The sequence below is a fragment of the Micromonospora sp. HUAS YX12 genome, assembly GCF_040215685.1.
GTDB classification, from domain to species: Bacteria; Actinomycetota; Actinomycetes; order Mycobacteriales; family Micromonosporaceae; genus Micromonospora; species Micromonospora tulbaghiae.
The window spans coordinates 3887586-3912273 of record NZ_CP157974.1 but is presented as its reverse complement, the minus strand read 5'-3'; the positions used below and the strand labels follow the sequence as shown (position 1 = coordinate 3912273).

The following is a 24688-nucleotide window of genomic DNA, read 5'->3' as shown; positions in this document are numbered from 1 at the left end:
TCGCGCGTACCGTCTCTCGCCCGGCGCGCGTACCCTCACCACAGGTGCGTGCCAAATCGGCACCGTGCCAACGCTCGGAGGTGCATCCCGTTGGTCAGCCCCCTCGCTCGACGGCTACGGCTCGGCGTCGCCATCCGCGAACTACGCGAAGCCGCCGGCCATACCAGCGCGCAGCTCGCGCGGGAGGCCGGGCTGGACCGCACCGCCGTGTCCAAGGTCGAGAACGGCGAGCGCCGTCCACTCGACACCGTGCTCAAGCTCCTCGACGTCCTGGTCGGCGAGAGCGACCCCCGGTACCTGACCCTCCAGCGGGTCGCCCGCGACGGCCTCGCCCGGGGCTGGTGGACCCAGCCCGACTTCGCCGGCATGGGCGAACGCCAGGCCCGCACCGCCGACATCGAGAGCGGCGCCCGCACCATCCGCGAGTACCAGAACGCGATGCTCCCGGGCCTCCTCCAGACCGAGGCGTACGCCCGCCACCGGGGCCAGGTCGCGCTCGACTTCGACCACGCGGACCTGGACCTCAACGGCACCGTCGCCGGCCGGATGCGCCGGCAGCACCAGGTTTCCGACCCCGGCGGGTCGGAGTACGACGTCGTGCTAGAACCGCAGGCCATCGAGCGGCTGCCTGTGCCGCCCGCTGTCATGCGGGAGCAGCTGCACCACCTGCTCACTCTGGCCACGACGAGGGAGAACATCAGCGTCCGCGTCCTGCCGGTTGACGCCCGGCTCGGACGCGGATACGTCCCACGCTGCACGTTCTCCCTGTACGCCTACCCGGACCCCGAGGACCTGACGCTGGCCGTCGTCGACACCGTGACGGCCGACCTGCTGGTCACCGAAGCCCGGGGGGCGCAGCGGTACGCGCAGCTGTTCGACCAGCTGCGCGACGCCGCGCTGTCCCCGGAGGACAGCGCGGACCTCATCCAGAAGGCGGCCGACGCGTTGGCTGCCGAAGCCTGACCCGAGGAGTCCCCCATGTCCGATCCCCTGTTCCGCCCCTGGCGGAAGTCCACCCGGTCCGACGGCGGCTCGAACTGCGTCGAGGTCTCCGACGCCACCGACGGCAGCGTGATGCGCGTCCGCGACAGCAAGGACAGGACCGGCCCGACGCTCGCCTTCACCGGCGACGAGTGGGCCGCGTTCATCGCCGGGGCGAAGGACGGCGAGTTCGACCTGACCTGACGCGCTCCATCTCCCTGAGGGGCCGGCACCTGCATGGTGCCGGCCCCTCGTTCGTGTCCACCGCCGACAGACACGCCGAGTCAATCCGCGCGTTCCCCTTGTGACATAGACCGGCTCCGTGCCATGCTGGCACAGTGCCAGCCGCACAGTGCCGCGCTGGCACAGTGCGAGACAAGACCATCCGCGAGAGACAGCACCCCTGGGGGCATCTCATGGTCACCACCGGTCTACGTGCACCACTCCCGGCCGTCTCCACGCGGGACGCGCCCAGGCCGCCGCTGCGGCTGGCGGAGGTGCCGCCGCCGCCACCCGGCGAGGTCATCCCCGGCTACGGCTACGTCGTCATCAGCCCCGGCGAGCGGCTGACGATCGCCGGCCACCTGCTCGCCATCCACGAGCCCGACGGCCCAGCCCTCCAGATGCGCCGGTCCTGGCCGTTCCTCGCCGTCAACGACCGCGCCTGCGAGTGGTGCCACAACCCGTGGCCGTGCAGCGCCGCGAGCTGGGCGGAGCAGGTCCAGGTCGACGCCTTCGGGTGGGCGCTGTGACCGGCCCCGGCCGCCACCGCCGGTCGCGGTGGGGCCGCCGCCGCACCACCACCCCAGACCACCGGCCGCCGGGTCCCCCAGCGGCGGCCGGTCCCCCACCTCCGGCCCCGCCGTCCTGGAACGGGCCGACCCTCATCCTCTCCACCACGGTGCTCACCCCAGCGCAGCGGTGGCGCGGCAACGGGGGGCGGCCATGAACGCCACCAGCTCCCGCCGTCTCGTCTCCGGCGGCGCGCTCTACGGGCGGGCCGCCGCCTGGAACCCGCCGCCCATGACCGCCAGCACCGACCCGTACCTGCTGCGCGTCCTGCTGTGGTGCGGCCCGTGCGACGTGCCGATGCACCCGCACCCGCACGGCGGCGAGCGCACCTACAAGTGCCCCCTCGGCTGCCGCAAGGTCCCCTTCTCCGCCGAGGCCGTCGAGGCGGTCACCTGGACCGCCGCCGAGCGCCGCGCCAGCGTCTCGGCGATCGCCCCGCCCTTCCGCAAGTCGGTGCTGGAGCAGCTGCTCGTCAAGGTCGTCGTCCGCGCCAACACCCCCGACGACCTGCGCTTCATCTGGCGCACGTAGACCCGCCCGGCCGCGACGGGAGCGGCCGGCGACCAACACGAAGGAGCACCACCATGGGCATCCAGGCCCGCCCGATCGGCCAGTGGTTCAAGAGCACCAAGTCCGGCCCGAACTGCGACAACTGCGTGGAGGTCCGGTTCGTCGGCGGCGGCAACGTCGAGGTCCGCAACAGCCGGACCCCGGACGGGCCGGTGCTGACCTTCGACGCAGGCGAGTGGGACGCCTTCAACGGCGGTGCCGCCGAGGGCGAGTTCGCGCTGCCCGCGCACGCCCGCTGACCCGGAGGCCGGCCCCAGCGTCGTGGCCGGCCTCCGCACGACCCCCGCCGGTCGCCGCTGTCCGCGCAGCGGCGGCCGGCGGGCCTGCTTCCAGGCCCGCACCCGTCACCCCGGCCCGCTACCGTAGAGCCGCTGTCCCCCGACAGACGATCCACACTGCCGGGAGGACACCAGTGGACATCATCAGCCGCGCCGAATGGGGCGCCCGCCCGCCCGAGTCACGCTCGACCGTGCCCTGGTCGCAGCGGACCGTCTTCATGGGCCACTACTCCGCTGCCAGCGCGACGCAGACCCCGCGCCAGATCCAGGACTACCACATGCGGGTCAAGGGCTGGTCGGACATCGGCTACAACTTCCTCATCAACAGCGTCACCGGCCTGCTCTACGAGGGCCGCGGGTGGAACGTGCTCGGCGCGCACTGCGCCGGCCACAACACCGAGGCCATCGGCGTCTGCATCATCGGCAAGGACCAGGCCGGCAAGCAGGACGTCTCCGACGCCGCCCGCCGCGCCTTCAAGTGGCTATACGAGGAAGCCAACGACCGCAAGGGCAAGCGCCTCCAGCTGCTCGGCCACCGCGACCGCGGGAACACCTCCTGCCCCGGCGACGAAATCTACGCCTGGCTGCACGCCGGCCTGCCCATCGTCGGCGGGTCGACGCCCGCGCCGTCCAAGCCGCCGGCCGGCTCCAAGCCCGCGCCCGGCACGCCGATCGCGTTCCCCTTGCCCGCCGGGTGGTACTTCGGCCCGGCGTCCGGCCCCGCCTACTCGGTGTCCGGCCTCCACGACCGCTACTTCCGCAGCCACACCGACCGCTACTGGCTCCAGCAGTGGGGCACCCAGCTCGGCCGCCGGGGCTGGTCGATCGGCAAGGGCAAGACGTGGCTCGGCGACGCCGGCAACGACGGCATCTACGGCCCCGAGTACCGCGCGCTGGCGATCGCCTTCCAGGCCGACCAGCACCTCACCCAGGACGGGCTGATCGGCAAGAACACCTGGGACGTCGCGTACCACAACCCGGTCCGCTGACCGGGCCACCGCTGCACTGAGGGGGCAGGTAGGTGTGGCTGGCCGGGCAGATAACCAGGGCCTCCGTCGGGGACGTCTCCGGCATCAGCGTGACGATGGGCGTCCTCGCCGTCCTGGCGACGCTCATCACCGCGCTGCTGGCGCTGCTCGGCACACGCCGCACCGCCGACGTGCAGCGGGAAGCCAACTTCGACAAGCGGGTCGACGAGCGGTTGCAGTACCTGGAGCAGCGGGTGCAGTTCCTCGAACAGGAGCTCACCCGCTACCAGGACGTGTACGCCCGGCTGCGGCTCGGCGTCTTCGCCGCAGGCCTCGACCCGGACCAGCTCGACTGGAGGTCGCCCGGTGAGCCACAACGCTGACACCCAGCGGCTCGCCCGGGTGGTGGTCCGCGACCGGCGCCGGGTGGCGCGGCTGCTGGCGCTGTACGCGCTGCTGCCGCTGCTGTGCTCGGCGGCCGCCACGGTCATCGCCTACAACCTGGCCGACAACGCCGTGGACCGCCGGGTCGCCGCGCTGGAGCAGGACCTGGCGCAGCGCCGGGCCGCGGCGGTCGAGGAGCAGCGGCGGCGGGACGCCCGGCTGGAGCAGACCCGCCGGGACTTGTGCGTCGCCCTGGACCGGCTGACACCCCGGGACGCCGACGTGCAGGACCTGCGCCGCCGGTACGGCTGCACCGGCCCGCTCCCCGACCCGTCGACATCGCCGGGCCCGCCCAGCCGGGGCGGGCCACGGCCGACCGGCCCGGCCGCTTCCTCGAGAACGACCGTGCCGCAACCCGCCCCCGCCCCCGCCCCCGCCCCGGCCGGTCCGCCCGGACCGGCCGGCCCCACCGGGCCACCCGGCCCGCCGGCAGCCACGCCGAAGCCCACCCCGGCGATCGCGTGCCTGCCGCTGCTCCGCCTGTGTGTGTGACCAACCCGAGGAGGGACCCCATGACCGACCCCGCAGCCCCGACCACGCAGACCCGCCACCCGTGGCGGGCCACCGCGCGGACCGTCTTCGCGGCCGTCGTCGCGCTGCTGTCGCTGCTGCCGACGATCGCCGCGGTGGCCGGCGTCGACGCCGTGCCGCTCATCGCGCAGGGCCTCACCGTGGCGGCTGCGGTGACCCGCGTCCTCGCCATCCCCGGCGTCGACGACTTCCTCCGGCGGTACCTGCCGTTCCTGGCGTCCGCTCCCTTCCACGAGGAGCCGCCAGCCCCCCTGCCCCGCCGCGAGCCCGGCTCCATCCTGTTCCGGGGTGACGGCTTCCGGCCCTGACCCCGCGCGCCGAGGAGGGTGGCCCCGGTTCGGGGCCATTCTCCTCCCTATCTGGAGCCCACGCCGCCCAATAGACTTGCCGCACCGACGCTGGTGGCTGGAGAGGATGAGGATGGCGTTCAAAGGCGGGGCGAAGAAGGTCGTAACCGCCACCAGCCCCGAGGCCCTGTACCGAGATCTGCCGCGCCGACCGGACGCGGTGCCCGGCCTGTGGACGCATCAGGGGGACCTCCTTCGGGTATACGCCGCGGATCACGCCACGGACCCTGACTTGGCGTTGGAACTGCCCACGGGTACGGGCAAGACTCTGCCGGGTCTGGTGATCGCTAACTGGATAAGGATCACTCGAACGGCTCGGGTGGCCTACGCCTGCCCCACCCAGCAGCTTGCTCAGCAGGTGGCAAAGGTGGCGGCTCGTGAAGGCGTCCCTGCCGTCACCTTGGTCGGCAGCCATAGCCTTTGGTCGACGCTAGACAAGGCCGCGTACGAGGCTGCGGAAGCGGTAGCGGTTACGACCTACAACACAATCTTCAACAGCAACCCTCACCTGGCGGTGCCCGAGCTGCTGCTCTTTGACGACGCCCATGCTGGTGAGCAATACGTCGGCGAGCAGTACGCAATCCACATCAGAAGGTCCAAGAACGAGAAGGCGTACAGCGACCTTCTCGATGTAGTCGCCCCGGCTATTGACGGAATCCCGCTGCAACGCCTGCGGGACTACACGCCAGACCCGGGCATGTACCGCAGCGCTCGCCTGGTGATTCCGCTGCGCCAGCCGGAAATGGTCAGCCGACTCGACGCTGTGTTGGCTCAGCTGCCGGCCCCGTGGACGTTCCGATACTCAATGATCCGGGACGTTATTCCAAGCTGCATGGTCTATGTCTCGTACGGCAGTATCTTGATCCGCCCGGTCATACCGCCGACCAGTGCGAACCCGGTCTTTACTCAGGCCGCCCAGCGGATCTACCTGTCGGCGACCCTGGGTGATGGCGGTGAACTCGAACGGGCTTTCGGTCGGCCAGCAATCACGCGAGTCGCCCTGCCGAGCACCACACCCACCCCTCGGTCAGGCCGGCGATTCTTCGTCTTTCCCGAGCTGGCCGAGGTCACTGACCCCGTTGAGCTAGCCAGATCCATCGTGCTCTCGGCAGGCAAGGCACTCATCCTCGCCCCCGACACGAACACCGCGATTTCTACCGCGAGGGAACTGGCCCAGCCCGGGTGGCCCGTGCTGGGAATCGACGACGTTGAAGGCGGGATGGAGGGGTTCGCCGCCCTGCCGAACGCCGTCTGTGGGCTTGCCGCTCGCTACGACGGGCTCGACTTACCCGGTGATCATTGCCGTGCCGTTGTGCTCGACGGCAAGCCAGATGCTGACAACCTCCAGGAGCGGTTCCTCTCGCAGAACGTTCGTGCTGGCGCGGCCTTGGCTGAGCGCGTACGGACGCGCGTCGTGCAGGGCGCTGGGCGATGCACGCGCGGCCCGAACGACTGGGCTGTAGTCATTGTCATGGGCTCGGACTTGACGACCTACATGGTGCGCCCCGAAACCCGCCAGAACCTCGATCCTGAGCTACAGGCCGAGATCGAGTTCGGCATCCAGAACAGCCGGCGAACGTCGGAGGTCGAGATCCTGGACAACGTTGGGACTTTCCTTCGCCAGGATGATTCGTGGCGGATAGACGCCGAGCCGATCATCACCGAGCTGCGTAACGGCGCGACCGTGACGCCGCCAGCAGGTAGCAAGGCGCTCGCTGCCGCGGTTAAAGATGAGGTTGAGGCATGCGCACTCGCCGGCATGGGCGAGTGGAAGGAGGCCAGCGCGCGTGCCAACGAGGCCGCACTCAAGCTGGGCAAGGGTGGCGACGCGCTGCGCGGGTACCGCTCCTTCTGGTTGTACCTGGCGGCGGTCTGGGCTGACCAGGCCGGAACCGTCACCACCGATCACACCCTGCGTCAGAGCGCGCTTGCGTACCGCGCCCAGGCAGAAGCAGCAGCGAAGCCGTCCATGTGGATCCGGGAGCTAGCCCCGTTGCCCAGCAGTCAGCCCCAGGCGCTCTCCTCGGCATCCGCGGTGGCGGTTGCGGCCGTTGCCGCCCGCCTGCAGAGCACCTCCATCCCGAAGGTGGCGGCGTTGACAGCCGAAACGCTGTCCGCCCTTCGGGAGCGCAAGCCAACCGTGTATGAACCCGCCTTGACCAAGCTCGGTTTCATGCTCGGTGCCGATGCGCAAAAGCCGCCTGGCTCTGGACGCTGCGACTCCACATGGTGTTGGGACCATCAGCTGTGGCTCGCTATCGATGCGAAGAGCGATCACGAGCCGGCCGGGCTGGTTCCGCAGAAGGACATCCGTCAAGCCGGCGACCAGCTGCGTCTACTCAAGGCTGACCGCCAAGCCGCAGATATCCCACCCGACAGCGCGACCGTGATCGTCTCTCCAAAGCCCGCCGTCGATCCTACTGGAGCAGCAGGAGCCGAACCGCACGTCCACGTGATTCACCCCGACGGTGTCCTAGCTCTTGCCGAAGCGGCAGCCCGAGCATGGGATGCGTTGGCATCGAAGCGCGCTGGACTTAAGGAAAGCCAGCTCCGTGAGCTGGTTGCTGACCACTTCAGCCAGGAGGGGTTACTGCCCGAACAGGTACGCGACCGCCTGACCGCAAATCCCGTCGCCTCGCGGTGAACTGCCACGGTGCGCGGTGAAGGTATCCGTGGCGCCTTTCAACGGGAGCCTGACAGCGCCCGGGCGAAACTCAGGTCAGTCTCGTCGTCGGACCACTCGGCGCGGTCCTCCAGCTCCTCCCCGGCCGGCGGGGCTTCCAGCCGCTGCCGGAACTTCGCCACCTCTTTCTCGTCGCCGCCCTCCACCCACCAGGCGTAGATCACGTCCAGCAGCGAGGGCAACGGCAGGTCCAGCGGCTCCCGGCCGGTCCGCATCAGCAGCGTCCCGTGGAACTCGGGCCAGCGCCTGACCGCCAGGGTCAGGAGGCGCTGCCCGATCCAGTAGGGCGGCCGGACCACTCCTCACACACGTGCGTGAAGATCCCCATGGCGTCGGTGAAGTCGAACTCGTCCTCCGTGTTCAGCAGCCGCTTCCGGAACACCCCCAGGCTCGCCTTGTCCAGCGTCTGCTCGAAGAAGTCGAGCACCGCCGCCACCTGGTCCGCCTCCGACCGGCTCGACGACGCCGCCGCCATCAGGTACGCCAGCTGCGCGTCCTTCGGCGCCCGGCACACCATCTCCACCCCGTCCAGCTTGAAGGGCACGTCCGGCAGCTTCTTCTCGCCGCCGTCCTGCTTGGCTACCTTCGCGCTGGTCGTGAACTCTCGCATCCTGCTTCCTCCCTACCTGCGGACGAGCCGGAACCCCTCCCGGCCCGCCACGTCTTCCATCGCTTCCCGCAGCCACGGCTGCGGCCTGGTCCCCGGGTGGCGCACCAGGCTGGTGAACACCACCTGGCCGCCCGTCTCGAACCGCAGCATCCCGCCGGCCCGCCGTGGCCGGATCAGGTGCACCCCCGTGCCGTCGTGCACGGCGGCCGCGTACTCGACCTCGTTCTCGACGAAGCCGTACACGTGGCCCGCCCGCACGCCGACTTCCTCGCGGTGCGCCGACCGCAGCCGGCCGGTGTCCACCGGGCACGTGAGCACCGCCCGGGTCCGTACCTTCCGGGTCACGCTGCGGATGAACGACACCACCTGCCCGGTCGAGCCGGTCAGCAGCTGACGCATCTCGCCGGCGAACAGGTCGAGCCGCGTGTTGACCCGGACCGCCATCAGCGGCGCGTCCTCCGCGTCTTGCCGTCGCCGTCGGCGTCCGTCGTCGGCGCCGGCGTCGGCTGGCTGGCGTCCGGCGGCTCCGGGTCGACGGTCGCCGCCTGCTCGGCCTCCTCACCCTCCAGCACCTCGTACCGGCCGGCCTCCACGAGCGTGGCCAGCCGCGGCCCCCACTCGACGTGCTGCACCGACCCGTCCGGCACGCCCGGCATCGCCGTCAGCGCCCGCACCGTCACCTTCTGGCCCTTGCGCATCGCCCTCACTCCTCGTCGCACACGCACACGTTGGTCATCACCGCGACCAGGACCTCCTGGCCGACGCAGCCGCCGGACGGGCCGACGCTGGACTGCTCCCCGATCCACACCGACTCGACCTGCTGGAGGTTCTTCAGCTCGCACAGCACCGTCCGCCGGATCCGGCCGGCGTCGTCGGCCAGCTCCGCCGCGCTGCGCTCGAGCTGCGCGGCGGTCGGCGGGTTCCCGGCGTCGTCGGGGCTCGGCGCGCACCGGGCGGTGCCCGCGCCCAGCTCCACCGCCCAGAACGCCCCCGGGTCGGCGCCCTCGTCGAGCGGCGTGCCCCGCCCGCCGGGGAACTCCTCCGGCAGCACCGGGTACGTCCGCACGATCCGCACCCACGCCTGGCCCTCGCAGCAGGAGTCGATCGCCACGTCACGGCCGGGCACCACCGCCACCACGGCGGGCGTCCCGCCGAGCGCCCCGTCCAGCGCGCCGCCGATGAGCTCGCGCAGCTTCACCGCCACCGGCCACGCCACGTCGTCCTGCGGCTGGATCACCGGCTCCGTCACGACGTCCTCCTCCGTCCACGATCAAGGTCCGGCGACCACACCACCGTGTCGCGGGGCAGCTGGTGCGGGTTCACCACCCGCAGCCACTGGTCGACCTCCGGCAGCCCGGTCATCCCATCGCGGGCGAGCTGCGCCGGGTCGACGAACGTCTGCTGCACGCCCTGCCGCACCAGCGACGCCACCCGGCGGGGCAGCCGGCAGGTCGAGTCGGCGACCAGCGCCTTCGCCAGCTCGCAGGCGTACGCGCCGGCCGCCACCTTCCCGCCGGCCGGCAGCGGCACCCCCCGCTGGTAGGTGACCGTCCACGCGCCCGGCTGGTCGTCGGCCGCGGTCAGGTCCTGCCGGGCCGGCCAGCTCTCCCCGTCGATCCGCACCAGCCACCGCCGGTCGTAGACCGCGTACGCCTCGGCCGGCAGCTCCTGGCCGTCGATGACAACCCGGGTTACCGCGCTGATCGGGCCGGGCAGGCTCAGCTCCTGCCCGACCGGCCCGCACGCGCACGTCCCCACCGGGCAGCCGCAGTACGTCACCGCGAAGCTGCCGCCGTACGGCAGGTCCAGCCACGACTCCCACCGCCGCCACGCCTCGCTGTCGCCGCGCCGCACCGGCCGCACCGTCGAGTCGCACAGCCCGTACCGGCGGCCGGACAGCGCCCACAGGACCTCCGTCGCGAGATCCGTGGCCGCTTTCCGGACCGCCTCGTCGTACTGGTCCCAGCCCTTGCAGTACGCCGTGTTCAGCTCCCACGCGCACGGGCCGGTCCGCGCCGGCTGCGTCACCGTCTACCTCAGGCGCCGGCCGGGGCGACGAACGACTTGAAGCGCTGCGCGCCGCTCGACGTGTGCGTGACCGTCACCAGGTACGTGCCGGGGGCCGCGTACTTGTGGCTCACCGTCGCGTCCGCCGCCGGACCGGCCGACGACGCCCCGTCGCCCCAATCCACCGAGAACGCCTGGTCCGGCGCGGCCGGCACGTACGTCGCGGTGAACTGCGCGGTCATGTTCGTCGCGTCCGCCGGGTCCGCCACCACGGTGCCGTCCGGCGGCCGCACCGTCAGCCCGCACGTCGGCGCCGGCGGCGGCAGGTACGTCCAGTCGAGGTGCAGCAGGTCCTGGTCGCCCATCGGGTCCATCAGCGCCGCGACGCCCGTCGTGCGCAGGTAGACGTCGTACGGCCCGACGCCCCAGCCCGGGTTCTCGATCGCCTTGCCGGTCAGCGTGAAGCTCGCCGCCCCGTTCTCGATCGTGAAGTCACCGATCTGCCCGTCGATGATCTGCGGGAGCAGGAAGTACCCGAACCTCGGCCGCTGGATCGCCCCGGCCACGCACTTCTTCAGCTGCGTGCCCGACCACACCTCCAGCGCCACCGCCGAGTCGAGGTTCACCGCCGACGTGACCCGCATGCCGGTCGCGTTGCCGTCCTCGTCGAGCACCACCGGCATCCCGGTGAACAGCGTGTACAGCTCCGGGTCGACCCGCCCACAGGTGACCGTCACGTTGTACAGCTTGATCCGCCGCCGGGCCGGCTCGTAGACCAGCGGGTCCCCGTTGGCGTCCTTCTGGTCGATCTCCTCGCCGTCGTCGACCTCGGCCGCGTACTCGACGCTGACGAAGCCCTTCGACGTGACGTGGGTCGGCCATCCTCCGGCGCCCAGGATCGGGTCGCCGCACACCCCGAGCTTCGTGGCCCGGAGCATCTTCCCCTTCACCGGGGTATCGCACACTGCGGTCATCAGGCATCCCTCAACAGCGAAGGTCCATGCCCGGCCCGCAGCCAGCGGCGAATACCCCGTCAGCGTAGCCGAGACGCAGCCCCTCCAAAGCGGAGCGGGGCCGCACCCGATGGGTGCGGCCCCGCCCTCTGCGGCCGTCAGCGCAGCTTCCGGCCGTCGATCACCTCCAGCGTCGCGCCGATCTCCTCGGCCTTCTGCTTCGTCCACTCCTCCATGCGGTCCCAGGCCTCACCGTCGAGCACCCACGCGCCCCGCTTGTCGCCGAGGATCGTCGTCACCATCACGGCCCGGTCGACGTCGAGCACCACGCCCGTCCGCTGGCAGGTGATCTGCCGCTGCACCGCGTACAGCAGCGTCTCCCGGTCGAGGTACTTCTGGCGCTCTTCCTCGCTGTCGGCCATCAGCGCCTTCAACACGTTGTTCATCAGTACCTCCCCGCCGGGACCGGCTGCTGCGTCCACTGCGCCGTGCCCTCGACGATCCGGCCACGGCACCGCCCGCACAGCACGGCGGGCGGCTGCCCGTGCGCCAGGTCGACCGGCAGCTTCACCACGCACTTGCAGCCCTGACAGGCCGTCGGCACCAGCCGGGGCAGCCGCAGCCCGAGCAGCAGCATGTCCCGGGGCACCAGCGTCTCCCTCGGCTGCCCGCCGCCGGTCGGCAGGATCACCAGGTTGACGCACGTCGGGAACTCCCGCACCTGCTGCACGTCGGCGATCTCCACGACCTGCCCGAACAGCAGCACCTGGTCCCGGCGCTGCAACTCCTCGGTCCGGACCGTCGGGTCCGCCTGCTTCCTCGTCTCGACAGTCACGCCGCCGCCTCCCCTCGCTCCAGCCAGCAGAACCTGGCCTCCACATCGATCACCAGCTGCGTCGTCAGTCCGGCCCACACGTCGGCCGGCAACGTCGCCAGGTGGTGCCACCGGCCGCCGTGCGCCCCGTAGACGTGCAGCGCGCCGAACTCGTGCTCCCACAGGTACGCCCAGCCCTCGTCGCTGAACGGCTCGTCGGTGCCCATCAGCCCGACCGCCGCCGGGCTGCACACCTGGTCGCGGTAGCCCCGGCCGACGCCGCACACGTACGTCCACTCGCGCCGCCGCTCGGACACCGCCTGCGGCGGCCAGTCCGTGTTCGCCAGCACCGACCAGTGGCGGCGCAGCAGCTGGGCGACCATCGCCCGGGTGTCCCGCTGGAAGCTGCCCTCCCACATCGCCCGCATCTGCGCGAGCGTCCAGCTGGGCTGGCCCTCTAGCTCGACGAGCCGGGCCCGGTACCACTTGGCCCCCGGGGCGAACTGCCCCACCAGCGCCCTCATCGGCCCGCCTCCATCAGCTGGATCCGGGTCGAGTCGCGGGCCGCCTCGCGGACGGCCTCCATGTAGCCGCGGTAGTCGGACGCCCGCCACTGCGCCGCGTAGCCCGCCTTCTGGACCTCCAGCAGGTCCAGCTGCGACAGGTCGCCCAGCTCGTGCAGCGACCAGCACGCCCACGCCTCCCAGCGCTTCGGGCCGCGCTCGGGGAACACCCCCAGGTAGACGTGCAGCCGGTGGCCGCCGAACAGGTACGCCCACTCGCGGTCGCCCGCGCGGGCCTCGGCGATCCGCCCGGTCTGCACCGGGTAGCTCTCGGACGGCACGCCGACCGTGCGGCCGCTCGGTCCGGTGCCGGGCACCGCGAACAGCCGCGACCAGTCGTTCTGCAGCAGCACCGCCGCCGCCCTCTCCGGACGGTGGCCGCACAGCTCGTGCAGCAGCACCGACAGGGCGGGGACGACCATCGTCGGGCAGCCGTCGTGCTGCACGCCCCGCGCCACGTACACACCGTCGGCACCCTCGGTGCCGACCAGCGCGCGTAGACCCATGGTTTACCTCCACGTGAACCGGGTCCTACTCGGACAGTAACCTTGCCCTGTCCGGCCGCAATCGTCAATGGCGACCGGACAGCCAGAGCCCACTAGGAACTCCGCACCGGGGCCGGGCACCCGCCCAGCCCCGCCTGCGCAGTCACCAGTCGACGCCCGCCGGCCGCGCGTCGCACTCGTCGTCCGGCTCGTCCGCGTGCGGGCAGTCCGGCTGGTGCCCGTCACCGATGTGCTCGCGGCAGTGCACGCAGCGGTCCTCGCCGTCGTAGCAGTGGCCACCCGACCTGCACTGCACCGCAGCGCGCTTGCCGGCCTGGATCGTCCTCTTGCCCATCTCAACCTCTCCTCGTCCTCGGCACCCCGTCAGGCCCGGCGCATCCGCAGCGTCCGGCCCTCGTAGCTCGTCGACTTGTTGGCGTAGACGAAGCCCTCGGGCGCGCGGGCGTCGACGTCCACCCACTCGTCGCGCACGTACCGGGTGCGGTAGACCGCCCCGCCACGCCGCTCCGTCACCTCGAAGAGCTCCACCAGCTTCTCCATCTCCGCCTCCGCTACTCAGGGTGCGCGTGCTGTACAACTTCATTGTATGCGACCGGCTTCCCCGCGTACAGATTTTATGTACGCGGGGGGCCGTGGAGCGCGTCACACAACCGGCCGGTCAGAACAGCCGGCCCTGCCGGAACACCGCCTCCGCGTCGAACGTCGACGAGTCCGGCGCCGGCGCCGGCGGGGGCGGCGGCGGCGGCTTCGGCCGCGCCTTCCGCATGTGCCGCTCCAGGTCGCTCTCCGGCGTCGGCAGCTCCAGCACGTTCCGCACCGCGCGGATCTGCATGGCGAGCTTCCACGCCCGCCGCATCTCGTCGATCGCGATCTGCCGGTGCTCCAGGGCCTCGTGCATCCACACGTCCAGCAGGCCGTCACCGCAGCCGACGACCACCCGCCAGCCCAGCCCCCACAGGTGCAGGTTCACCGCGCACAGCGCCGCCGCCAGCGGGTCCAGGTCGTTCGCCCACCACTCGCATGTCGTCGGGTCGAGGCCGTTCTCCCGCATGGCCCGGGCCGCGCCGAGGAACATCGTGCCCGTGCCGGCGCACGGCTCCAGGATCCGATCGCCCTCCTTCGGCGCGGCCATCCGGCCGAGCAGCTCCGTCACGTCGACCGGCGTCAGGAACTGGCCGATGCCCTTCCGCCCGCCGTGGCTCTTCATCTGCTGGAGCAGCGTCCCCAGCAGGTCGTAGTCGCCCCACCCGTCCGGCCCGAACCGGCCGAGCACCCCGCGCCGCAGCGCCGCCTGGCCGACCGCGTGAATCGCCCTCTGCGTCGTCTCGTCCGGCTCGTCGTCGATCCACGACCACAGGTGCTTCGTCCGCGGGTTCAGGTCCGGCCGCAGCGCCGCGAACTCGCACCACAGCCGCTGGATCAGCAGCGTGAACCCCTCGTGGTCGAGGCGCTCGGCGACCTCGGCCAGCCGGTCCAGCTGCTCCGGGCCCGGCGCCTCCCGGGCCACCAGCGCCAGCGCGGCCACCACGCTCATCGGCACCTCGATCCGCGAGCCGCCGTACCGGCTGTGCCACGCCTCGTCGACCGCCTCGGCGATCGCCCGCGCGTGCTCGCGCGGGTCGGCCGGCACGGCGTTCGCGCGCCGCGCCACCGTCGTTGTCGTCATGCTCTTCCTCCACGTGAACTGCCGGCGGCCTGCCCGCCGGCGGGAACGGCAGCGCCCCCGCAGCCAGCTCGGCTGCGGGGGCGCTCGGGCGGCTCAGACCAGCCGCAACACCTCCATCTCGGGGACGCCCACCACCGTCGGGCAGGCCAGGTCGTAGAAGTCCACCCGCACGCTCTCGCCCAGGTCGTCCGTGCCCGCCACGGCGGCGGCCTCCTCCATCACCCGCGACCAGTCGACGCGCGGCGCGCTCTCGTGCCGCCGCTCGGCCAGCGCCGCCAGGTCGAACGACAGGACGTCGCCGTCCTCCACGTCGGACAGCTTGACGACCTCCCACCGCTCGGCGGTCGCCTCGGTCTCCATCAGCTCGATGCCCACGTCATCTCCCTCTCTCTCGCTCGGTCAGCAGTTGCCGCACACGCCCGACGCCGGCAGCTCGCAGAAGCAGCTGTCGCACAGCCGCTTGCGCACCGCCGCCGCCTCGCGCCGGTTGGCCGCCGCCTGCTTCTCGCGGGCGACCCGCTCGCGCTCGGCCAGCACCCGCGCGTTGTGCTCGCGCACCCGCCGGTTGTGGGCCAGGCGGGCACGCTCCTGCTCCTCCGTCTCGCGCGGGATCAGGCCCTCGCCGGATGCGACGCGCCACCGGATGTGCTCGGTGAACGCCTCCAGGGCGGCGATCGTCCGCTGCATCTCGTAGCTCAGCTCCTTGGCCATCGGGCACTCCTCACGCAGCCGGGGCGGCTTGCTGTACAACTTCATTGTATGCGACCGCCAGGCCAGCGTACAAGTTTTATGTACGCCTCGGGCTGTGGAGCGGGCCACACAACGACGACGCCCCCCGCGCCCACGTAGGGCGCGAGGGGCGTCGGGCCGCTCAGCTCACCAGGGCTGCTCGTACACCTCGTGCGTGTGGCAGTGCCAGTGCTGGTCCTGGCTGTCGAAGCCCCGGCAGTCGGCGTGCTCCGCCAGCTTCGCCGGCTCCACCTTCGTCACCTCGTTCGCCGCCAGCACCCAGGTCACCTCGTTCTCGCGGTCGATCACCCACACCCGGCCGTCGATCACCTGGTCGACCTTGCCGCGGTGCTCGGTGCGGCGGCCCAGCGTCCAGGTCACCTCGTCGCGCTCGGCCAGCTCGGGCGCCGGCTTCGGCCGCGCCGCCTTCACGCTCTCGGCGACGAGCGCCAGGGCCTGCCGCCGCTCGGCCACCTTCATCAGCGCCGCGTCCACCGCCCCCGCCTTGTCGCTCACGGCGGCCAGCAGGTCGCCGCGCACCGACGTCCGCAGGTCGCCCGCCTTCGCGGTCACCACCGCGTCCTCAGTCGCGCCGGTCAGCTCACGCGCGTGGCGCTCCAGCTCCCGCTCGGCCTCCACCACCGCCCGCGCCAGCTGGGCGATCAGGCCCCACTGGTCGGCGGCCTCGGCCTCGACGCCGAACTCCAGAGCCAGCTCCTTGACCCGCTTGTCCATCTCAGACCCTCCTGTAGGGGTAGCGCGTTGCGTACATATTCATTGTATGTGAGTTTCATCCCCGCGCACAATTTTTATGTACGCCTCGGGCCATGTAGCGGGTCACACAAAGGCGCCGCCCCACCTGGCACGGGGAAGAGACCAGGTGAGGCGGCGCGGCCCAGGGCGAGGGGTTCCGGTCAGCTCCGCGAGCTGCGCGACGACCGGGACGCCTTCGCCGGCGGCTGGGAGGAACCGTCCGCCGGCTCGGCGTCCGCCCCGGACCCGTCGGCCCCGGCGTCAGCCGACCTGCCCTGCGCGGCGGCCTCAGCCTCCGCGGGAGCCTCCACACGCTGCCGGCCGTCGCCGGAGCTCAGCACCTTGTCCGCCAGGTCGTCCGGCACGTCGAACGCCAGCCCCACCGGGCCGTCCGTCGTCGTCTGCACCTCGAAGCGACGCTCCTCGCCGGCCGCCGCCAGCAGCTCCTTCGCGAGGACCTGCGCGTCCGCACGGTCCTTCGGGTAGATCACCGTCATGTCACCCTCCTACGCCGGCACGCCCGGCAGCTTGACCTTCACCGCCGCCGTCGTGCAGCTCCACCCCACCGTGTAGAACCGCTCCGCGACGGCGAACACCTCGTTGTCCTTGCGGTCCAAGGCCTCCGGCAGCTTCGGCAGGAACACCGCCGACCGCCGCACCATCACCGGCCCCGTCGCGTACAGCCACGCCTCGTCGCCACCCGGCGCCGCGCCGCCCGGACCGACGCCGGTCGTCTGCGCGAACACGATCGGGTCGCCCAGCGGCGCGACCATGCGCGGACCCTCGATCCGCGTCAGGCCCTTGCCCTGGAACCACCCGGACGTCCACCGCGGCGCCCACAGCGCGCCGAGCACCCCGGCCCGGTCCGCGATGTGCGCCTCCAGCCGGCCGACGCCCTCCTCCAGCGGCACCGGCGCGAGATCCGAACCTGCCAGGACCTCCGTGTCGGCCGCCGCCAGGAACTCGTCGCTCCCCGCCTCGCCGGTCCACACGTAGTGCTCCAGCGACTGCTGCTCGACCTGGCCCATCGCCCGCCGCGCCCGGTCGAGCAGGTCCGGCCGGGCCACCGACCGGCCGGTCAGGCCGGCGTACAGCCGGATCACCGCCGACTTCACCGACGGCACCCCGTCCGGCAGCGCCATCGGCGCGCGGGCCGGGTCCGAGGCCGCCGCCGCGCTCGTCGGCGCGGGCGCGTCGACGCACTGCGGCTCCCACTCCACGCCGGCCTGGAACTCGCGCTGGTCGGCCGGGTCGACCACAGCCGCCGCCGAGAACAGCCCGAAGCGGTACGGCGTCGTCGCCGGGGCGTCCACATACACCAGGGGCTGCGTCACCCGTCATCTCCTCATTGGCTGGGGACCGCGCCCAGCGCGGGCGCGGCCCCGTCAAACGGGTAGCTCAGACCGCCGAGCAGTCGAACGCGACGGTGCTGCCGGTGACGCCGGTCGGGCACAGCGGCACGCTCACCTTGTAGGACACGAAGCACCGCTTCACCAGCAGCGTCGCCTGCTCGGTGAACAGCGCGATGTACTCGTTGTCCTTCAGCTTCGTGCTGTCGTAGACCGCCGAGAGGTCGATGATCGGCTTGCTGCCCTTCACCCACGTGCCCGGCGCGTAGATCAGCAGGTCCGCGTTCGCCGGCCACTGGCCCGGGGCGGCGCTGCCGCCGAAGCCGTTGCCGCCCGCGTCGGCGTACCCGTCCTGCCAGTCGTAGACGAACTGCGGCCGCAGGTGCCGACGGGTGAACCACGCCGTGATCTGCTCGTCGGTCACGTCGAGGTAGTTCACGCCGGCCCGGCGGCTCATGTCCGCCCGGATCCAGTCGATCAGCCACAGCGGCGCCACGCACTCCAGCAGTTGCCGGCGGCTCAGCCGGTACCGGTACCGGTAGTCCGTCGCCGCGAGGGAGATCGCGCCGAGCAGGGCAGTGGTGGTCTCGTCGCCGTCGACGTCGCCACCGAGGGTCAGCGCGAACTGCGTCGACTGCGCCGGGGCGGTGGCCATCCGCTGAATCAGCCGGGCGTTGATCTTGTGCTCGTGGGCGGTCAGCGTGCGCCGCACCACGTCCCGGGTCAGCTCGGGCCACACCGCGTTCTGCACGATGTCCTGCTCGATCTGCACCCCGTCCACCTCGAGGCGCGTCTCGGCCCAGTTCACCGTCGGCACCCGGTACGAGGACTTGTCCACTCCCGCGGTGCTGTCGGCCTCGGTCTGCACGAAGCCGATCCCCGAATACAGGTCGCGGAAGTCCAGGTTGGCCGGCACCTTGATACCGCCGCCGCGGGGGATAGTGATGCCCGGAAGGTCCAGCAGACCCTCGGTCGTCTCCAAGCCCTCGCACAGCTCCCACAGCGTCTCCGACGGCGCGCCCCATCCGCCGGCCGCGACGAGGTTGCCACCCGACAGCCGCGACTCCGACGCAGCCAGCTCCACCAGCTCCATATCGGTCAGGCCCCGGCCCCCGGCGACGAGCGCCTGGTCGACGGGCAGCTCCACCCGGGCCACGTTCTGCTTGATGCGGGTCGCGACGCCCACCCCGCGCGGGAAGCCGGCGAACTTGTCGTCGAACGCCGACGCGACCTCCGACACCGAGGAGAACACGTGCCCGTGCGGCACATTCGGCACGTCGGCCGCCGCCTTGATGACCGCCGACTTACCGGCGCTGGTCACCTTCGGCTTCGGCTGACGGCGGGCCGCGCGGCGCGCCAGCGACGCGACGACCGGCGTGGGCTGCTGCTGCGCCGGCTGCTCCGGCTCCTCCGCCGGTCGCTCCTCCGCCGGCTCTTCCTCGGCCGGCTCCTCCTCGGCTTCGCCGCCGTCGCCCTCGTCACCGTTGCCATCGCCGCCCTCCGGAGCGCCGTGCACCGTCGCGGTCAGGTCGTCCAGCTCGGAGGCGACCTGCTCCGCCGCCTGCTCGATCCGCGCCTGCTCCGTACGCACGGACTGGACGAACGCGGCCAGCTCACGCAGCCGGGCAAGGCCGTCCGCGTCCAGGGCCGGGTCGTCGCGGAGAGCGTCGAACGCCGCAACCGCCTGGCTCTCCAGCTCGGTCAGCGCATCGAGATCGAGCCCGTCCAGGCTCGGAGGGATCTGAAAGTCCACCGTCGGCTCCTCAGCACGGTAGGGATCTCGTCCCGACCGGCCCGCAGCCAGCATCGGCGGTTCAGCGCACAGCGTAACCCACCATGCGACAAGCGCCCGGCTGCGACGATGGTGGTCGACCGGGGGTTCGGCAGCCGCCGTCATCCTCCGTGGCTACAACCTGCGTGAGCCGCCAACGCAGCCCCACTCGAAGGCGGAACGGCAGTGTGTAACTGCCCACCACCACGCCTGAGTCGCAGGCGCCTACACGGGCAGCGACGACAAGAGGAGTTCGAAGCACCGAGCAGGAAAGGTGGGCATGTCATGAAGCCCAGTACCGCCAGGTAGGTACGCAACAGTGGGAGAAGCCGCGAGCTGGATCGCCGCGGTTACTCCCCCATCGACCGCGCTGCTGCTCATCATCTCGGCTCACTATCTTGTGGGGCGGGTCGAGAGGACGGGCGGACACGTCGAGGTCGAGTGGAAAGCCGTTGCGTTCCGCATCAAGTGTTCGTTCTCGCCAGAAAACCCTGGCGATCCACCCATCGGACATCAGCACCAGGCAGTACCGCCTGACGTGAACCCGGAAGGAAGTCCCCCGGAGCTCACCCCAGGCGCCGCTGGCCCCGGGAACGGGGGTGGCGGCCCATGACATAGACGCTGCGGTGCGGCGCCACCAGGGCGCCGCACCGCTGCCTACTTCTGCACCTGGCGGATCGTGCCACCGCCGCCCTTGCGCACATCGGCGATTTCCGCGTCCGTCTTCGACGCGTACTCGCCGCCCTGCCGGCCGTCGCCGTAGGACAGCACGAACACTCTGCTGCCCCGACGCTTGCTGCCGCAGTTGCAACCCACAGCTTCCCTCCCTACTCGGCGTGCACCTGGTCGGACAGCGCCGCCACCAGGGTCCGGCGGTCCCGGCCGATCGACGCGGCGATTCGCTCGGCCTGCGCCGCGGTGGCGGCCCGCTGCCGCTCGGCCGCGAACCCGGCCGCCACGGCGCGGCGCACCGCCGCTTCGAAGGCTGCCGGGGACAGCGCCGCCAGGTCCCGCCGCCGGCCGGCATCCGGGTCGGACGGACGCCAGCCCGCCCACCCGGAGGCGACCATCGCGTACGCCCGCCCGCCCGACGAGCGGCCCCGCACGACGGGGAACCCGCCGACGTTGACGCACAGCGCCGCGACGAGCTGTCGCGCCCCGCCGATCCACCGCCAGTCCCCCGACAGCGGCGACCGGCGCAGCAGCTGCACCTGTTCCTCGGTGGCCTCCGGCACCAGCGATCCGGCGACCCACGTCCCGTGCGCGTCCCGGCCAGCGCGCACCACGGCGACCTGGGTGCCCGTGTCGTCGTAGTGCTCCACGGCGGCCGCCGCGCTCGCGGACAGGTCGGCGTGCCCGGTCGCCGCCGTGATGTGTCCGACCGCCACGAGGTCCCCCTCCGCGGTCTGGATTTCCGGCCGGTGGAACCAGTCGAAGCCGCCCTCGTCGGGCGGCATCACGCACTGCCCGCCGGTCAGGAACGACAGGTGGCAGTCCCGGTCCGCCAGGTGCCCGAACACCCGCCCATCTGCCGTCACCGTGATGGGGGTCAGCTCGGTCAAGCCCGGGTCGTCGAACCACGCCCTCGGCGGGTAAAGCGGCGCGACCTGCTTGCTCTTCGCCGCCGCGCCGGCCGCGGTGACCGGCTCCTCCTCCTCGGAGGGCTCGGCCTCATCAGAGGGCTCGCCGTCGGCCGGCTCGTCGTCGACCAGCTCCAGCTTCGCCTCCATGAACGCCTGCGTCCCGACGAGCGTCACCGCCATCACCCGGCCCTTGGTCACCGTGATGTACGGCTCCTCGCCGGCCTCCATGAAGGCTTCCCACTCCTCGTCGGACATTTCCTCGATCGGCTTGCCGCCAGCGTCGGTGAACACGAACTCGAAGTCGTCGAGGTCCACCGACGGGAACAGCACGCCCTGGCGCAGCAGCTCCAGCGCCTCGCCCAGCTCCGGCACCGCGTCGATGAAGTCGCCCGCGCCGACCAGCTTCGTCTTCTGCACCTCACCGGTCGTGATCCGGCCGATCGTCACCGCGCCCTCGTGCGCGGGGGCGTCCTCGCGCGCCCACCGCAGCGCCAGCGGCAGTTCGCGGAACGACCACTCGCCGTCCGCCGCGAAGATCCGCCGGTCGCCCGACTTGGCACCCAGCGGCGCCAGCGTCCCCTTCCACGTCGCCATCTGCTTGCCACCCTTCGCGGCTGCCGCCGCCGTCACCGTGATGTCCAACCCGGTCGCCCGGTCACGCCGGGGCCACGGGTGCTTCGGGACCGCAGGCAGGGGCTCGTCGGCCTCCACCTCGATCATCGTGCAGCGGCAGTTCACCGTCTGCCCGGGCGGCGCGGCCGGGTCGCCCGGGTACCGCATCGGCACCCCGCCGACCATGAACACGCCATCCAGGGCGACCCGCTGCCCGTCGGCGTCCCGGTGGTCGTCCCGGGTCCGCTCGTCGTGCGTGGCCACCCACACCTTGTCCAGCTTCTCGTCGAGCGCCTGCTCGGCGGTCAGCCAGGCGGTCAACGTCCCCGCGTTGTACGCGCCGATCGTCTCCGTCCGGGCGATCGTCAAGGCCCGGTCCTCCCACGACCGTTCGCCGAGGATCGTCTCGATCGCTTCGCGGATGCGCGGCACGCTCGCGCCCTCGCCGGTCAGCTCGGCGACCGCCGCGACGACCAGCTGCCACGCGCTGTCGGGCACGCCGGCGAGCCGGTTCGGCAGCGCCGCCAGGTACTCGTCCTTCATCTGCGCGACCCGCAGCAGCTCGACGTCGCCGCCCCCGTCGGCCACGCCCGCCAGGAACGTCTTCTCGGCGGCCGGCACCAGGTGCACCGTCATCGCCTCGAACCACGCCTGCCCGGCGCCGGCCAGCGCCGACGGGTCCGGCGGCAGGGCCGCCGCGGTGACCGGCAGCGTGACGGCCCGCGCGTCGCCCAGCCAGACGCGCAGCGCCGCGCGGGCGGCCCGCAGCATCCGCCGCTCGGCGGCCACCACCCGCGCCTCGTGGTCGAGGCGCAGCGGCAGCCACGGGTCCGGCTGGTCGGTCACGGCTCAGCCACCCGCCGGCGGTTCGGCGAGCACGGGGATCTGCACGCCCTGGGTCTGCACACCGCCGTCGGGGCGGGACACCGGCAGCCCGGCCGGGCTGCGGATCAGCCGCTCCACGATCAGCAGGTCGTCGTGCAGCTCCAGCTTCACGAAGTCGGTCCCGAGGTCGATCCCCGCCGCCGTGAAACAGTCGCGCAGCTGGGTCAGGGACACATTCGCCGGGTCAGCCATCGGTTCTCCTCCTCGCCTCGTTGCGCCGCGCCACCGTCTCCGGGTCGCACACGTGGCCGGCGTCGGTCAGCGGCGGCTGGTCGCCCTCCCAGAGGTCGCCCCACCACCCGCAGGTGCGGCAGATCGTCCACCGCAGCCGCTCGCAGCCGTCCTTGCGCCTGAACCGCTGGCAGGCGTACCCGTGGGCGGGCACCAGGTCCGGCGCCAGGATCGTCGCGCTCATGCCGGCACCAGCTCCCCGGCGACCGTGGCCGCCAAGTGCTCGCGCAGCTCGGCGACGTCGTGCCGCGCGCCGGTCACCAGCAGCCCGCCGACGTACGCGGTCAGCGAGGCGGTCAGCCGCTCCGCGTCGATGCCGAGCTTCGTCGCGACCGCCGGCACCGCCGTCCACGCGCCGTCCAGCAGCTTCGGCACGGACGTCGGCGTGGACTGGCGCACCGTGTGGTACTCCCACGCCTTCAACCCCTGGTGCCGGTACCTCTCCCGGCCAAGCACCCGCTTGCCGGCGATCTCCAGCGCCCGCAGCGCCAGGACCTCGCACGCGGCGACGAACGGCGCGCTCATCGGCCCGGCCGCCGCGGCGGCGATCGCGGTCTGCTCGGGCGGGCCGCGGTCCTCGGTGTCGCCGGGCGGCGGCGGCTCCGTCGTCGGCTCCTCGTCGGCGGGCGGCACGCCGCCGCCGGGCAGCTCGGCGGGGGCCGGCTGCGGCTTCAACGCCTCCGCGTCGAGCTGCACACTCACCCCGGCGACCTCCAGCAGCCGGGTCACCAACAGCGGCCCGGCCGCCGGCACCGTACGAATGATCTCCAGCAGCCGCCGCAGCTCCCGCTCCTCGTCGGTCGGCTTATCGCCGTCACCGAAACCCGTCTCCCGGCGCAGCGCATCCCCCGACAGCTCGCCCAGCCCGTACAGGTCCTTCGCGTCGGCACCCTTGTCCGGCGTCTGCGTCAGCTCCGACGTGTCGTACCAGACGATCCACCGGCGCGGGTCGGCCACACCCTGCGCGCCTTCCAGCGCCGGCCACAGCATCTGCTCGGTCAGCGCCGCGCAGAACAGCTCCAGCTTCGACTCGACGTGGTACTTGATCGTCGCCTCGTCGGTCATCCAGGCGCCCCAATGGTTCGCCTGGGTCATGCCCAGCAGCATCTCCGGCGGGGCGTCCAGGCCCAGCGCGAGCCGCCGGATCGCGCCGTCCAGCATCGCCGGCACCGCGCTGCTCAGCTCCGTGGCGAAGCTGAGCAGCCGCGCCTTCTCCAGGTGCTCGGCGGGGCCCTGCACCACGATCGGGACGAGGGCGGCCACGCTGTCGCGGTCCTTCACCGCGGTGGTCATCGCCTCGGTCAGCGTCGACAGGAACGACGACACCCCGTCCTCGGCGTCCTCCTCCTGCTCGGGCGCAACGAAGCTCAGCTCGTTGGGTAGCAGCAGAATGCCCGCCCCGGCCAGCCGGGAGTCGATCTGCGACTGCACGTACTGCGTCAGCCGCTCAATCAGCCGCAGCACCCGCCGGTTGGACTGCACCTGGCTGGACGGCAGCGCGTGCTTGCGGGGACTCGGCACCCAGATCCGCACGATGACCGTCTCGTCGGACTCCAGCTCGCGCGCCCCGTCGCCCTGGTCGAGCACGTACTTCCCGGCCCGCTCGGTCAGCTCCTCAACCGACGCGATGAACCACCGCTCCCGGTCGGTGGCCTTGCCTTCGGCGTCGCGTTCCGGCTCGCCGATCAGGTAGCACTCGCCGGGCACACCGAGCTGAATGCCGGCGTCGCGCAGCAGCTCGGCCTGGGTACTGGGGCCGCCGAGGAACGTCTCGTTGACGCCGGCCGGCGCCTGGTCGGGCGTCTCCATCGGACGGCCCTCGTCGTCGACCTGCGTGATGTACAGCCGGGCGCGGCCCATCGCCTTCGCGATCAGGTCGACCAGGAACGCGAACTCGCCGCACTCCTCGTAGTGCCGCCACGCCTCGTCCTGCCACTGCTGCTTGGTGACCTTGCGCAGGCTGCCGCTGGAGTCGTAGCGCATCTTCGCCGCCGACGCGACGACAGCGGTCGCCTTGCCGACCGCGCTGTCGACGTTGGGCTTCGTGCCCCACCAGCCCATG

Annotated in this window: 34 protein-coding genes; 10 read left to right on the top strand and 24 right to left on the bottom strand. The window is 72.1% G+C overall.

Features of this window, described 5'->3' with window-relative positions; translation table 11 throughout:
* Positions 1-90 precede the first annotated feature (90 nt).
* From ABIH81_RS18920 to ABIH81_RS18875, 10 genes are all read left to right on the top strand, one after another.
* The gene (locus ABIH81_RS18920; RefSeq protein ID WP_349876215.1) at positions 91-963 is read left to right on the top strand and encodes a helix-turn-helix transcriptional regulator; all 873 of its coding nucleotides are present in this window, start codon (positions 91-93) and stop codon (positions 961-963) included.
* 15 nt (positions 964-978) lie between these two features.
* Positions 979-1185, top strand: a complete 207-nt coding sequence (locus ABIH81_RS18915; RefSeq protein WP_349876214.1) for a DUF397 domain-containing protein — start codon at positions 979-981, stop codon at positions 1183-1185.
* Between the two features lie 212 nt (positions 1186-1397).
* Complete coding sequence (locus tag ABIH81_RS18910) at positions 1398-1733, top strand: hypothetical protein (RefSeq protein WP_349876213.1); 336 nt, start codon at positions 1398-1400, stop codon at positions 1731-1733.
* A 193-nt stretch (positions 1734-1926) separates the two neighbouring features.
* Positions 1927-2304: a zinc ribbon domain-containing protein gene (locus ABIH81_RS18905; protein ID WP_349876212.1), complete on the top strand. Its 378-nt coding sequence runs from the start codon at positions 1927-1929 to the stop codon at positions 2302-2304.
* Between the two features lie 53 nt (positions 2305-2357).
* The gene (locus ABIH81_RS18900; RefSeq protein WP_349876211.1) at positions 2358-2582 is read left to right on the top strand and encodes a DUF397 domain-containing protein; all 225 of its coding nucleotides are present in this window, start codon (positions 2358-2360) and stop codon (positions 2580-2582) included.
* Positions 2583-2755: 173 nt separating this feature from the next.
* The gene (locus ABIH81_RS18895) at positions 2756-3610 is read left to right on the top strand and encodes a peptidoglycan-binding domain-containing protein (RefSeq protein WP_349876210.1); all 855 of its coding nucleotides are present in this window, start codon (positions 2756-2758) and stop codon (positions 3608-3610) included.
* 95 nt (positions 3611-3705) lie between these two features.
* The gene (locus ABIH81_RS18890) at positions 3706-3972 is read left to right on the top strand and encodes a hypothetical protein (RefSeq protein ID WP_349876209.1); all 267 of its coding nucleotides are present in this window, start codon (positions 3706-3708) and stop codon (positions 3970-3972) included.
* A complete protein-coding gene (locus ABIH81_RS18885; protein WP_349876208.1) occupies positions 3956-4525 on the top strand; it encodes a hypothetical protein in 570 nt (189 codons plus the stop codon). Before ABIH81_RS18890 ends, ABIH81_RS18885 begins: the two co-directional genes overlap by 17 nt.
* Positions 4526-4545: 20 nt before the next feature.
* Positions 4546-4872, top strand: coding sequence for a hypothetical protein (locus ABIH81_RS18880; protein ID WP_349876207.1), 327 nt, complete (start codon positions 4546-4548; stop codon positions 4870-4872).
* Positions 4873-5143: 271 nt separating this feature from the next.
* Entirely contained in the window at positions 5144-7555 is a 2412-nt protein-coding gene (locus ABIH81_RS18875; RefSeq protein ID WP_349876206.1) for a DEAD/DEAH box helicase, read from the top strand.
* Between the two features lie 38 nt (positions 7556-7593).
* Here ABIH81_RS18875 and ABIH81_RS18870 read toward each other — a convergent pair whose 3' ends face one another.
* The 24 genes from ABIH81_RS18870 to ABIH81_RS18755 form a co-directional block, all read right to left on the bottom strand.
* Complete coding sequence (locus ABIH81_RS18870; protein ID WP_349876205.1) at positions 7594-7809, bottom strand: hypothetical protein; 216 nt, start codon at positions 7807-7809, stop codon at positions 7594-7596.
* A 44-nt stretch (positions 7810-7853) separates the two neighbouring features.
* Positions 7854-8204: a hypothetical protein gene (locus tag ABIH81_RS18865; protein WP_349876204.1), complete on the bottom strand. Its 351-nt coding sequence runs from the start codon at positions 8202-8204 to the stop codon at positions 7854-7856.
* Between the two features lie 12 nt (positions 8205-8216).
* On the bottom strand, positions 8217-8648 hold the full coding sequence (locus tag ABIH81_RS18860) for a hypothetical protein (RefSeq protein ID WP_349876203.1): 432 nt from the start codon (positions 8646-8648) through the stop codon (positions 8217-8219).
* Complete coding sequence (locus ABIH81_RS18855; protein ID WP_349876202.1) at positions 8648-8902, bottom strand: hypothetical protein; 255 nt, start codon at positions 8900-8902, stop codon at positions 8648-8650. The genes ABIH81_RS18860 and ABIH81_RS18855 overlap by 1 nt, the downstream gene beginning before the upstream one ends.
* A 5-nt stretch (positions 8903-8907) precedes the next feature.
* Positions 8908-9453 (bottom strand): hypothetical protein, encoded by a 546-nt coding sequence (locus ABIH81_RS18850; RefSeq protein ID WP_349876201.1) that lies wholly within the window; start codon positions 9451-9453, stop codon positions 8908-8910.
* Entirely contained in the window at positions 9450-10232 is a 783-nt protein-coding gene (locus ABIH81_RS18845; RefSeq protein WP_349876200.1) for a hypothetical protein, read from the bottom strand. The genes ABIH81_RS18850 and ABIH81_RS18845 overlap by 4 nt, the downstream gene beginning before the upstream one ends.
* A gap of 8 nt (positions 10233-10240) precedes the next feature.
* On the bottom strand, positions 10241-11185 hold the full coding sequence (locus tag ABIH81_RS18840; RefSeq protein WP_349876199.1) for a PKD domain-containing protein: 945 nt from the start codon (positions 11183-11185) through the stop codon (positions 10241-10243).
* Between the two features lie 137 nt (positions 11186-11322).
* Positions 11323-11610: a hypothetical protein gene (locus tag ABIH81_RS18835; RefSeq protein ID WP_349876198.1), complete on the bottom strand. Its 288-nt coding sequence runs from the start codon at positions 11608-11610 to the stop codon at positions 11323-11325.
* Positions 11610-11999, bottom strand: a complete 390-nt coding sequence (locus ABIH81_RS18830) for a hypothetical protein (RefSeq protein ID WP_349876197.1) — start codon at positions 11997-11999, stop codon at positions 11610-11612. Before ABIH81_RS18830 ends, ABIH81_RS18835 begins: the two co-directional genes overlap by 1 nt.
* On the bottom strand, positions 11996-12502 hold the full coding sequence (locus ABIH81_RS18825) for a hypothetical protein (protein ID WP_349876196.1): 507 nt from the start codon (positions 12500-12502) through the stop codon (positions 11996-11998). Before ABIH81_RS18825 ends, ABIH81_RS18830 begins: the two co-directional genes overlap by 4 nt.
* Positions 12499-13047 carry a hypothetical protein gene (locus ABIH81_RS18820; protein WP_349876195.1) on the bottom strand — a complete coding sequence of 183 codons (549 nt, stop codon included), beginning with the start codon at positions 13045-13047 and terminating at the stop codon, positions 12499-12501. Before ABIH81_RS18820 ends, ABIH81_RS18825 begins: the two co-directional genes overlap by 4 nt.
* A 142-nt stretch (positions 13048-13189) precedes the next feature.
* Complete coding sequence (locus ABIH81_RS18815) at positions 13190-13381, bottom strand: hypothetical protein (protein WP_349876194.1); 192 nt, start codon at positions 13379-13381, stop codon at positions 13190-13192.
* A 29-nt stretch (positions 13382-13410) separates the two neighbouring features.
* Positions 13411-13587 (bottom strand): hypothetical protein, encoded by a 177-nt coding sequence (locus ABIH81_RS18810; RefSeq protein WP_349876193.1) that lies wholly within the window; start codon positions 13585-13587, stop codon positions 13411-13413.
* A gap of 118 nt (positions 13588-13705) precedes the next feature.
* Complete coding sequence (locus ABIH81_RS18805) at positions 13706-14713, bottom strand: N-6 DNA methylase (RefSeq protein ID WP_349876192.1); 1008 nt, start codon at positions 14711-14713, stop codon at positions 13706-13708.
* 93 nt (positions 14714-14806) lie between these two features.
* Positions 14807-15088, bottom strand: coding sequence for a hypothetical protein (locus ABIH81_RS18800; RefSeq protein WP_349876191.1), 282 nt, complete (start codon positions 15086-15088; stop codon positions 14807-14809).
* A 24-nt stretch (positions 15089-15112) separates the two neighbouring features.
* A complete protein-coding gene (locus tag ABIH81_RS18795) occupies positions 15113-15424 on the bottom strand; it encodes a hypothetical protein (protein ID WP_349876190.1) in 312 nt (103 codons plus the stop codon).
* Between the two features lie 165 nt (positions 15425-15589).
* Entirely contained in the window at positions 15590-16177 is a 588-nt protein-coding gene (locus ABIH81_RS18790) for a hypothetical protein (RefSeq protein WP_349876189.1), read from the bottom strand.
* A 179-nt stretch (positions 16178-16356) separates the two neighbouring features.
* Positions 16357-16692 carry a hypothetical protein gene (locus ABIH81_RS18785; RefSeq protein WP_349876188.1) on the bottom strand — a complete coding sequence of 112 codons (336 nt, stop codon included), beginning with the start codon at positions 16690-16692 and terminating at the stop codon, positions 16357-16359.
* Positions 16693-16701: 9 nt separating this feature from the next.
* Positions 16702-17529, bottom strand: a complete 828-nt coding sequence (locus tag ABIH81_RS18780) for a hypothetical protein (protein ID WP_349876187.1) — start codon at positions 17527-17529, stop codon at positions 16702-16704.
* A 64-nt stretch (positions 17530-17593) separates the two neighbouring features.
* Positions 17594-19297 carry a major capsid protein gene (locus ABIH81_RS18775; RefSeq protein ID WP_349876186.1) on the bottom strand — a complete coding sequence of 568 codons (1704 nt, stop codon included), beginning with the start codon at positions 19295-19297 and terminating at the stop codon, positions 17594-17596.
* 845 nt (positions 19298-20142) lie between these two features.
* On the bottom strand, positions 20143-22356 hold the full coding sequence (locus tag ABIH81_RS18770) for a phage minor head protein (protein ID WP_349876185.1): 2214 nt from the start codon (positions 22354-22356) through the stop codon (positions 20143-20145).
* A gap of 3 nt (positions 22357-22359) precedes the next feature.
* A complete protein-coding gene (locus ABIH81_RS18765) occupies positions 22360-22587 on the bottom strand; it encodes a hypothetical protein (protein WP_349876184.1) in 228 nt (75 codons plus the stop codon).
* Positions 22580-22810 carry a hypothetical protein gene (locus ABIH81_RS18760; RefSeq protein ID WP_349876183.1) on the bottom strand — a complete coding sequence of 77 codons (231 nt, stop codon included), beginning with the start codon at positions 22808-22810 and terminating at the stop codon, positions 22580-22582. Before ABIH81_RS18760 ends, ABIH81_RS18765 begins: the two co-directional genes overlap by 8 nt.
* Positions 22807-24687: a hypothetical protein gene (locus ABIH81_RS18755; RefSeq protein WP_349876182.1), complete on the bottom strand. Its 1881-nt coding sequence runs from the start codon at positions 24685-24687 to the stop codon at positions 22807-22809. Before ABIH81_RS18755 ends, ABIH81_RS18760 begins: the two co-directional genes overlap by 4 nt.
* Position 24688: the final 1 nt, after the last annotated feature.

What these genes read in the sequence shown, in the direction of transcription:
- ABIH81_RS18855 (WP_349876202.1), bottom strand. Translation starts at nt 8,902, where the DNA reads ATGCGCAAGGGCCAGAAGGTGACGGTGCGGGCGCTGACGGCGATGCCG.
- ABIH81_RS18870 (WP_349876205.1), bottom strand. Translation starts at nt 7,809, where the DNA reads ATGCGGACCGGCCGGGAGCCGCTGGACCTGCCGTTGCCCTCGCTGCTG.
- ABIH81_RS18755 (WP_349876182.1), bottom strand. Translation starts at nt 24,687, where the DNA reads ATGGGCTGGTGGGGCACGAAGCCCAACGTCGACAGCGCGGTCGGCAAG.
- ABIH81_RS18805 (WP_349876192.1), bottom strand. Translation starts at nt 14,713, where the DNA reads ATGACGACAACGACGGTGGCGCGGCGCGCGAACGCCGTGCCGGCCGAC.
- ABIH81_RS18815 (WP_349876194.1), bottom strand. Translation starts at nt 13,381, where the DNA reads ATGGGCAAGAGGACGATCCAGGCCGGCAAGCGCGCTGCGGTGCAGTGC.
- ABIH81_RS18760 (WP_349876183.1), bottom strand. Translation starts at nt 22,810, where the DNA reads ATGAGCGCGACGATCCTGGCGCCGGACCTGGTGCCCGCCCACGGGTAC.
- ABIH81_RS18765 (WP_349876184.1), bottom strand. Translation starts at nt 22,587, where the DNA reads ATGGCTGACCCGGCGAATGTGTCCCTGACCCAGCTGCGCGACTGTTTC.
- ABIH81_RS18795 (WP_349876190.1), bottom strand. Translation starts at nt 15,424, where the DNA reads ATGGCCAAGGAGCTGAGCTACGAGATGCAGCGGACGATCGCCGCCCTG.
- ABIH81_RS18865 (WP_349876204.1), bottom strand. Translation starts at nt 8,204, where the DNA reads ATGCGAGAGTTCACGACCAGCGCGAAGGTAGCCAAGCAGGACGGCGGC.
- ABIH81_RS18810 (WP_349876193.1), bottom strand. Translation starts at nt 13,587, where the DNA reads ATGGAGAAGCTGGTGGAGCTCTTCGAGGTGACGGAGCGGCGTGGCGGG.
- ABIH81_RS18825 (WP_349876196.1), bottom strand. Translation starts at nt 12,502, where the DNA reads ATGAGGGCGCTGGTGGGGCAGTTCGCCCCGGGGGCCAAGTGGTACCGG.
- ABIH81_RS18890 (WP_349876209.1), top strand. Translation starts at nt 3,706, where the DNA reads ATGGGCGTCCTCGCCGTCCTGGCGACGCTCATCACCGCGCTGCTGGCG.
- ABIH81_RS18835 (WP_349876198.1), bottom strand. Translation starts at nt 11,610, where the DNA reads ATGAACAACGTGTTGAAGGCGCTGATGGCCGACAGCGAGGAAGAGCGC.
- ABIH81_RS18785 (WP_349876188.1), bottom strand. Translation starts at nt 16,692, where the DNA reads ATGACGGTGATCTACCCGAAGGACCGTGCGGACGCGCAGGTCCTCGCG.
- ABIH81_RS18840 (WP_349876199.1), bottom strand. Translation starts at nt 11,185, where the DNA reads ATGACCGCAGTGTGCGATACCCCGGTGAAGGGGAAGATGCTCCGGGCC.
- ABIH81_RS18820 (WP_349876195.1), bottom strand. Translation starts at nt 13,047, where the DNA reads ATGGGTCTACGCGCGCTGGTCGGCACCGAGGGTGCCGACGGTGTGTAC.
- ABIH81_RS18900 (WP_349876211.1), top strand. Translation starts at nt 2,358, where the DNA reads ATGGGCATCCAGGCCCGCCCGATCGGCCAGTGGTTCAAGAGCACCAAG.
- ABIH81_RS18910 (WP_349876213.1), top strand. Translation starts at nt 1,398, where the DNA reads ATGGTCACCACCGGTCTACGTGCACCACTCCCGGCCGTCTCCACGCGG.
- ABIH81_RS18860 (WP_349876203.1), bottom strand. Translation starts at nt 8,648, where the DNA reads ATGGCGGTCCGGGTCAACACGCGGCTCGACCTGTTCGCCGGCGAGATG.
- ABIH81_RS18880 (WP_349876207.1), top strand. Translation starts at nt 4,546, where the DNA reads ATGACCGACCCCGCAGCCCCGACCACGCAGACCCGCCACCCGTGGCGG.
- ABIH81_RS18915 (WP_349876214.1), top strand. Translation starts at nt 979, where the DNA reads ATGTCCGATCCCCTGTTCCGCCCCTGGCGGAAGTCCACCCGGTCCGAC.
- ABIH81_RS18905 (WP_349876212.1), top strand. Translation starts at nt 1,927, where the DNA reads ATGAACGCCACCAGCTCCCGCCGTCTCGTCTCCGGCGGCGCGCTCTAC.
- ABIH81_RS18790 (WP_349876189.1), bottom strand. Translation starts at nt 16,177, where the DNA reads ATGGACAAGCGGGTCAAGGAGCTGGCTCTGGAGTTCGGCGTCGAGGCC.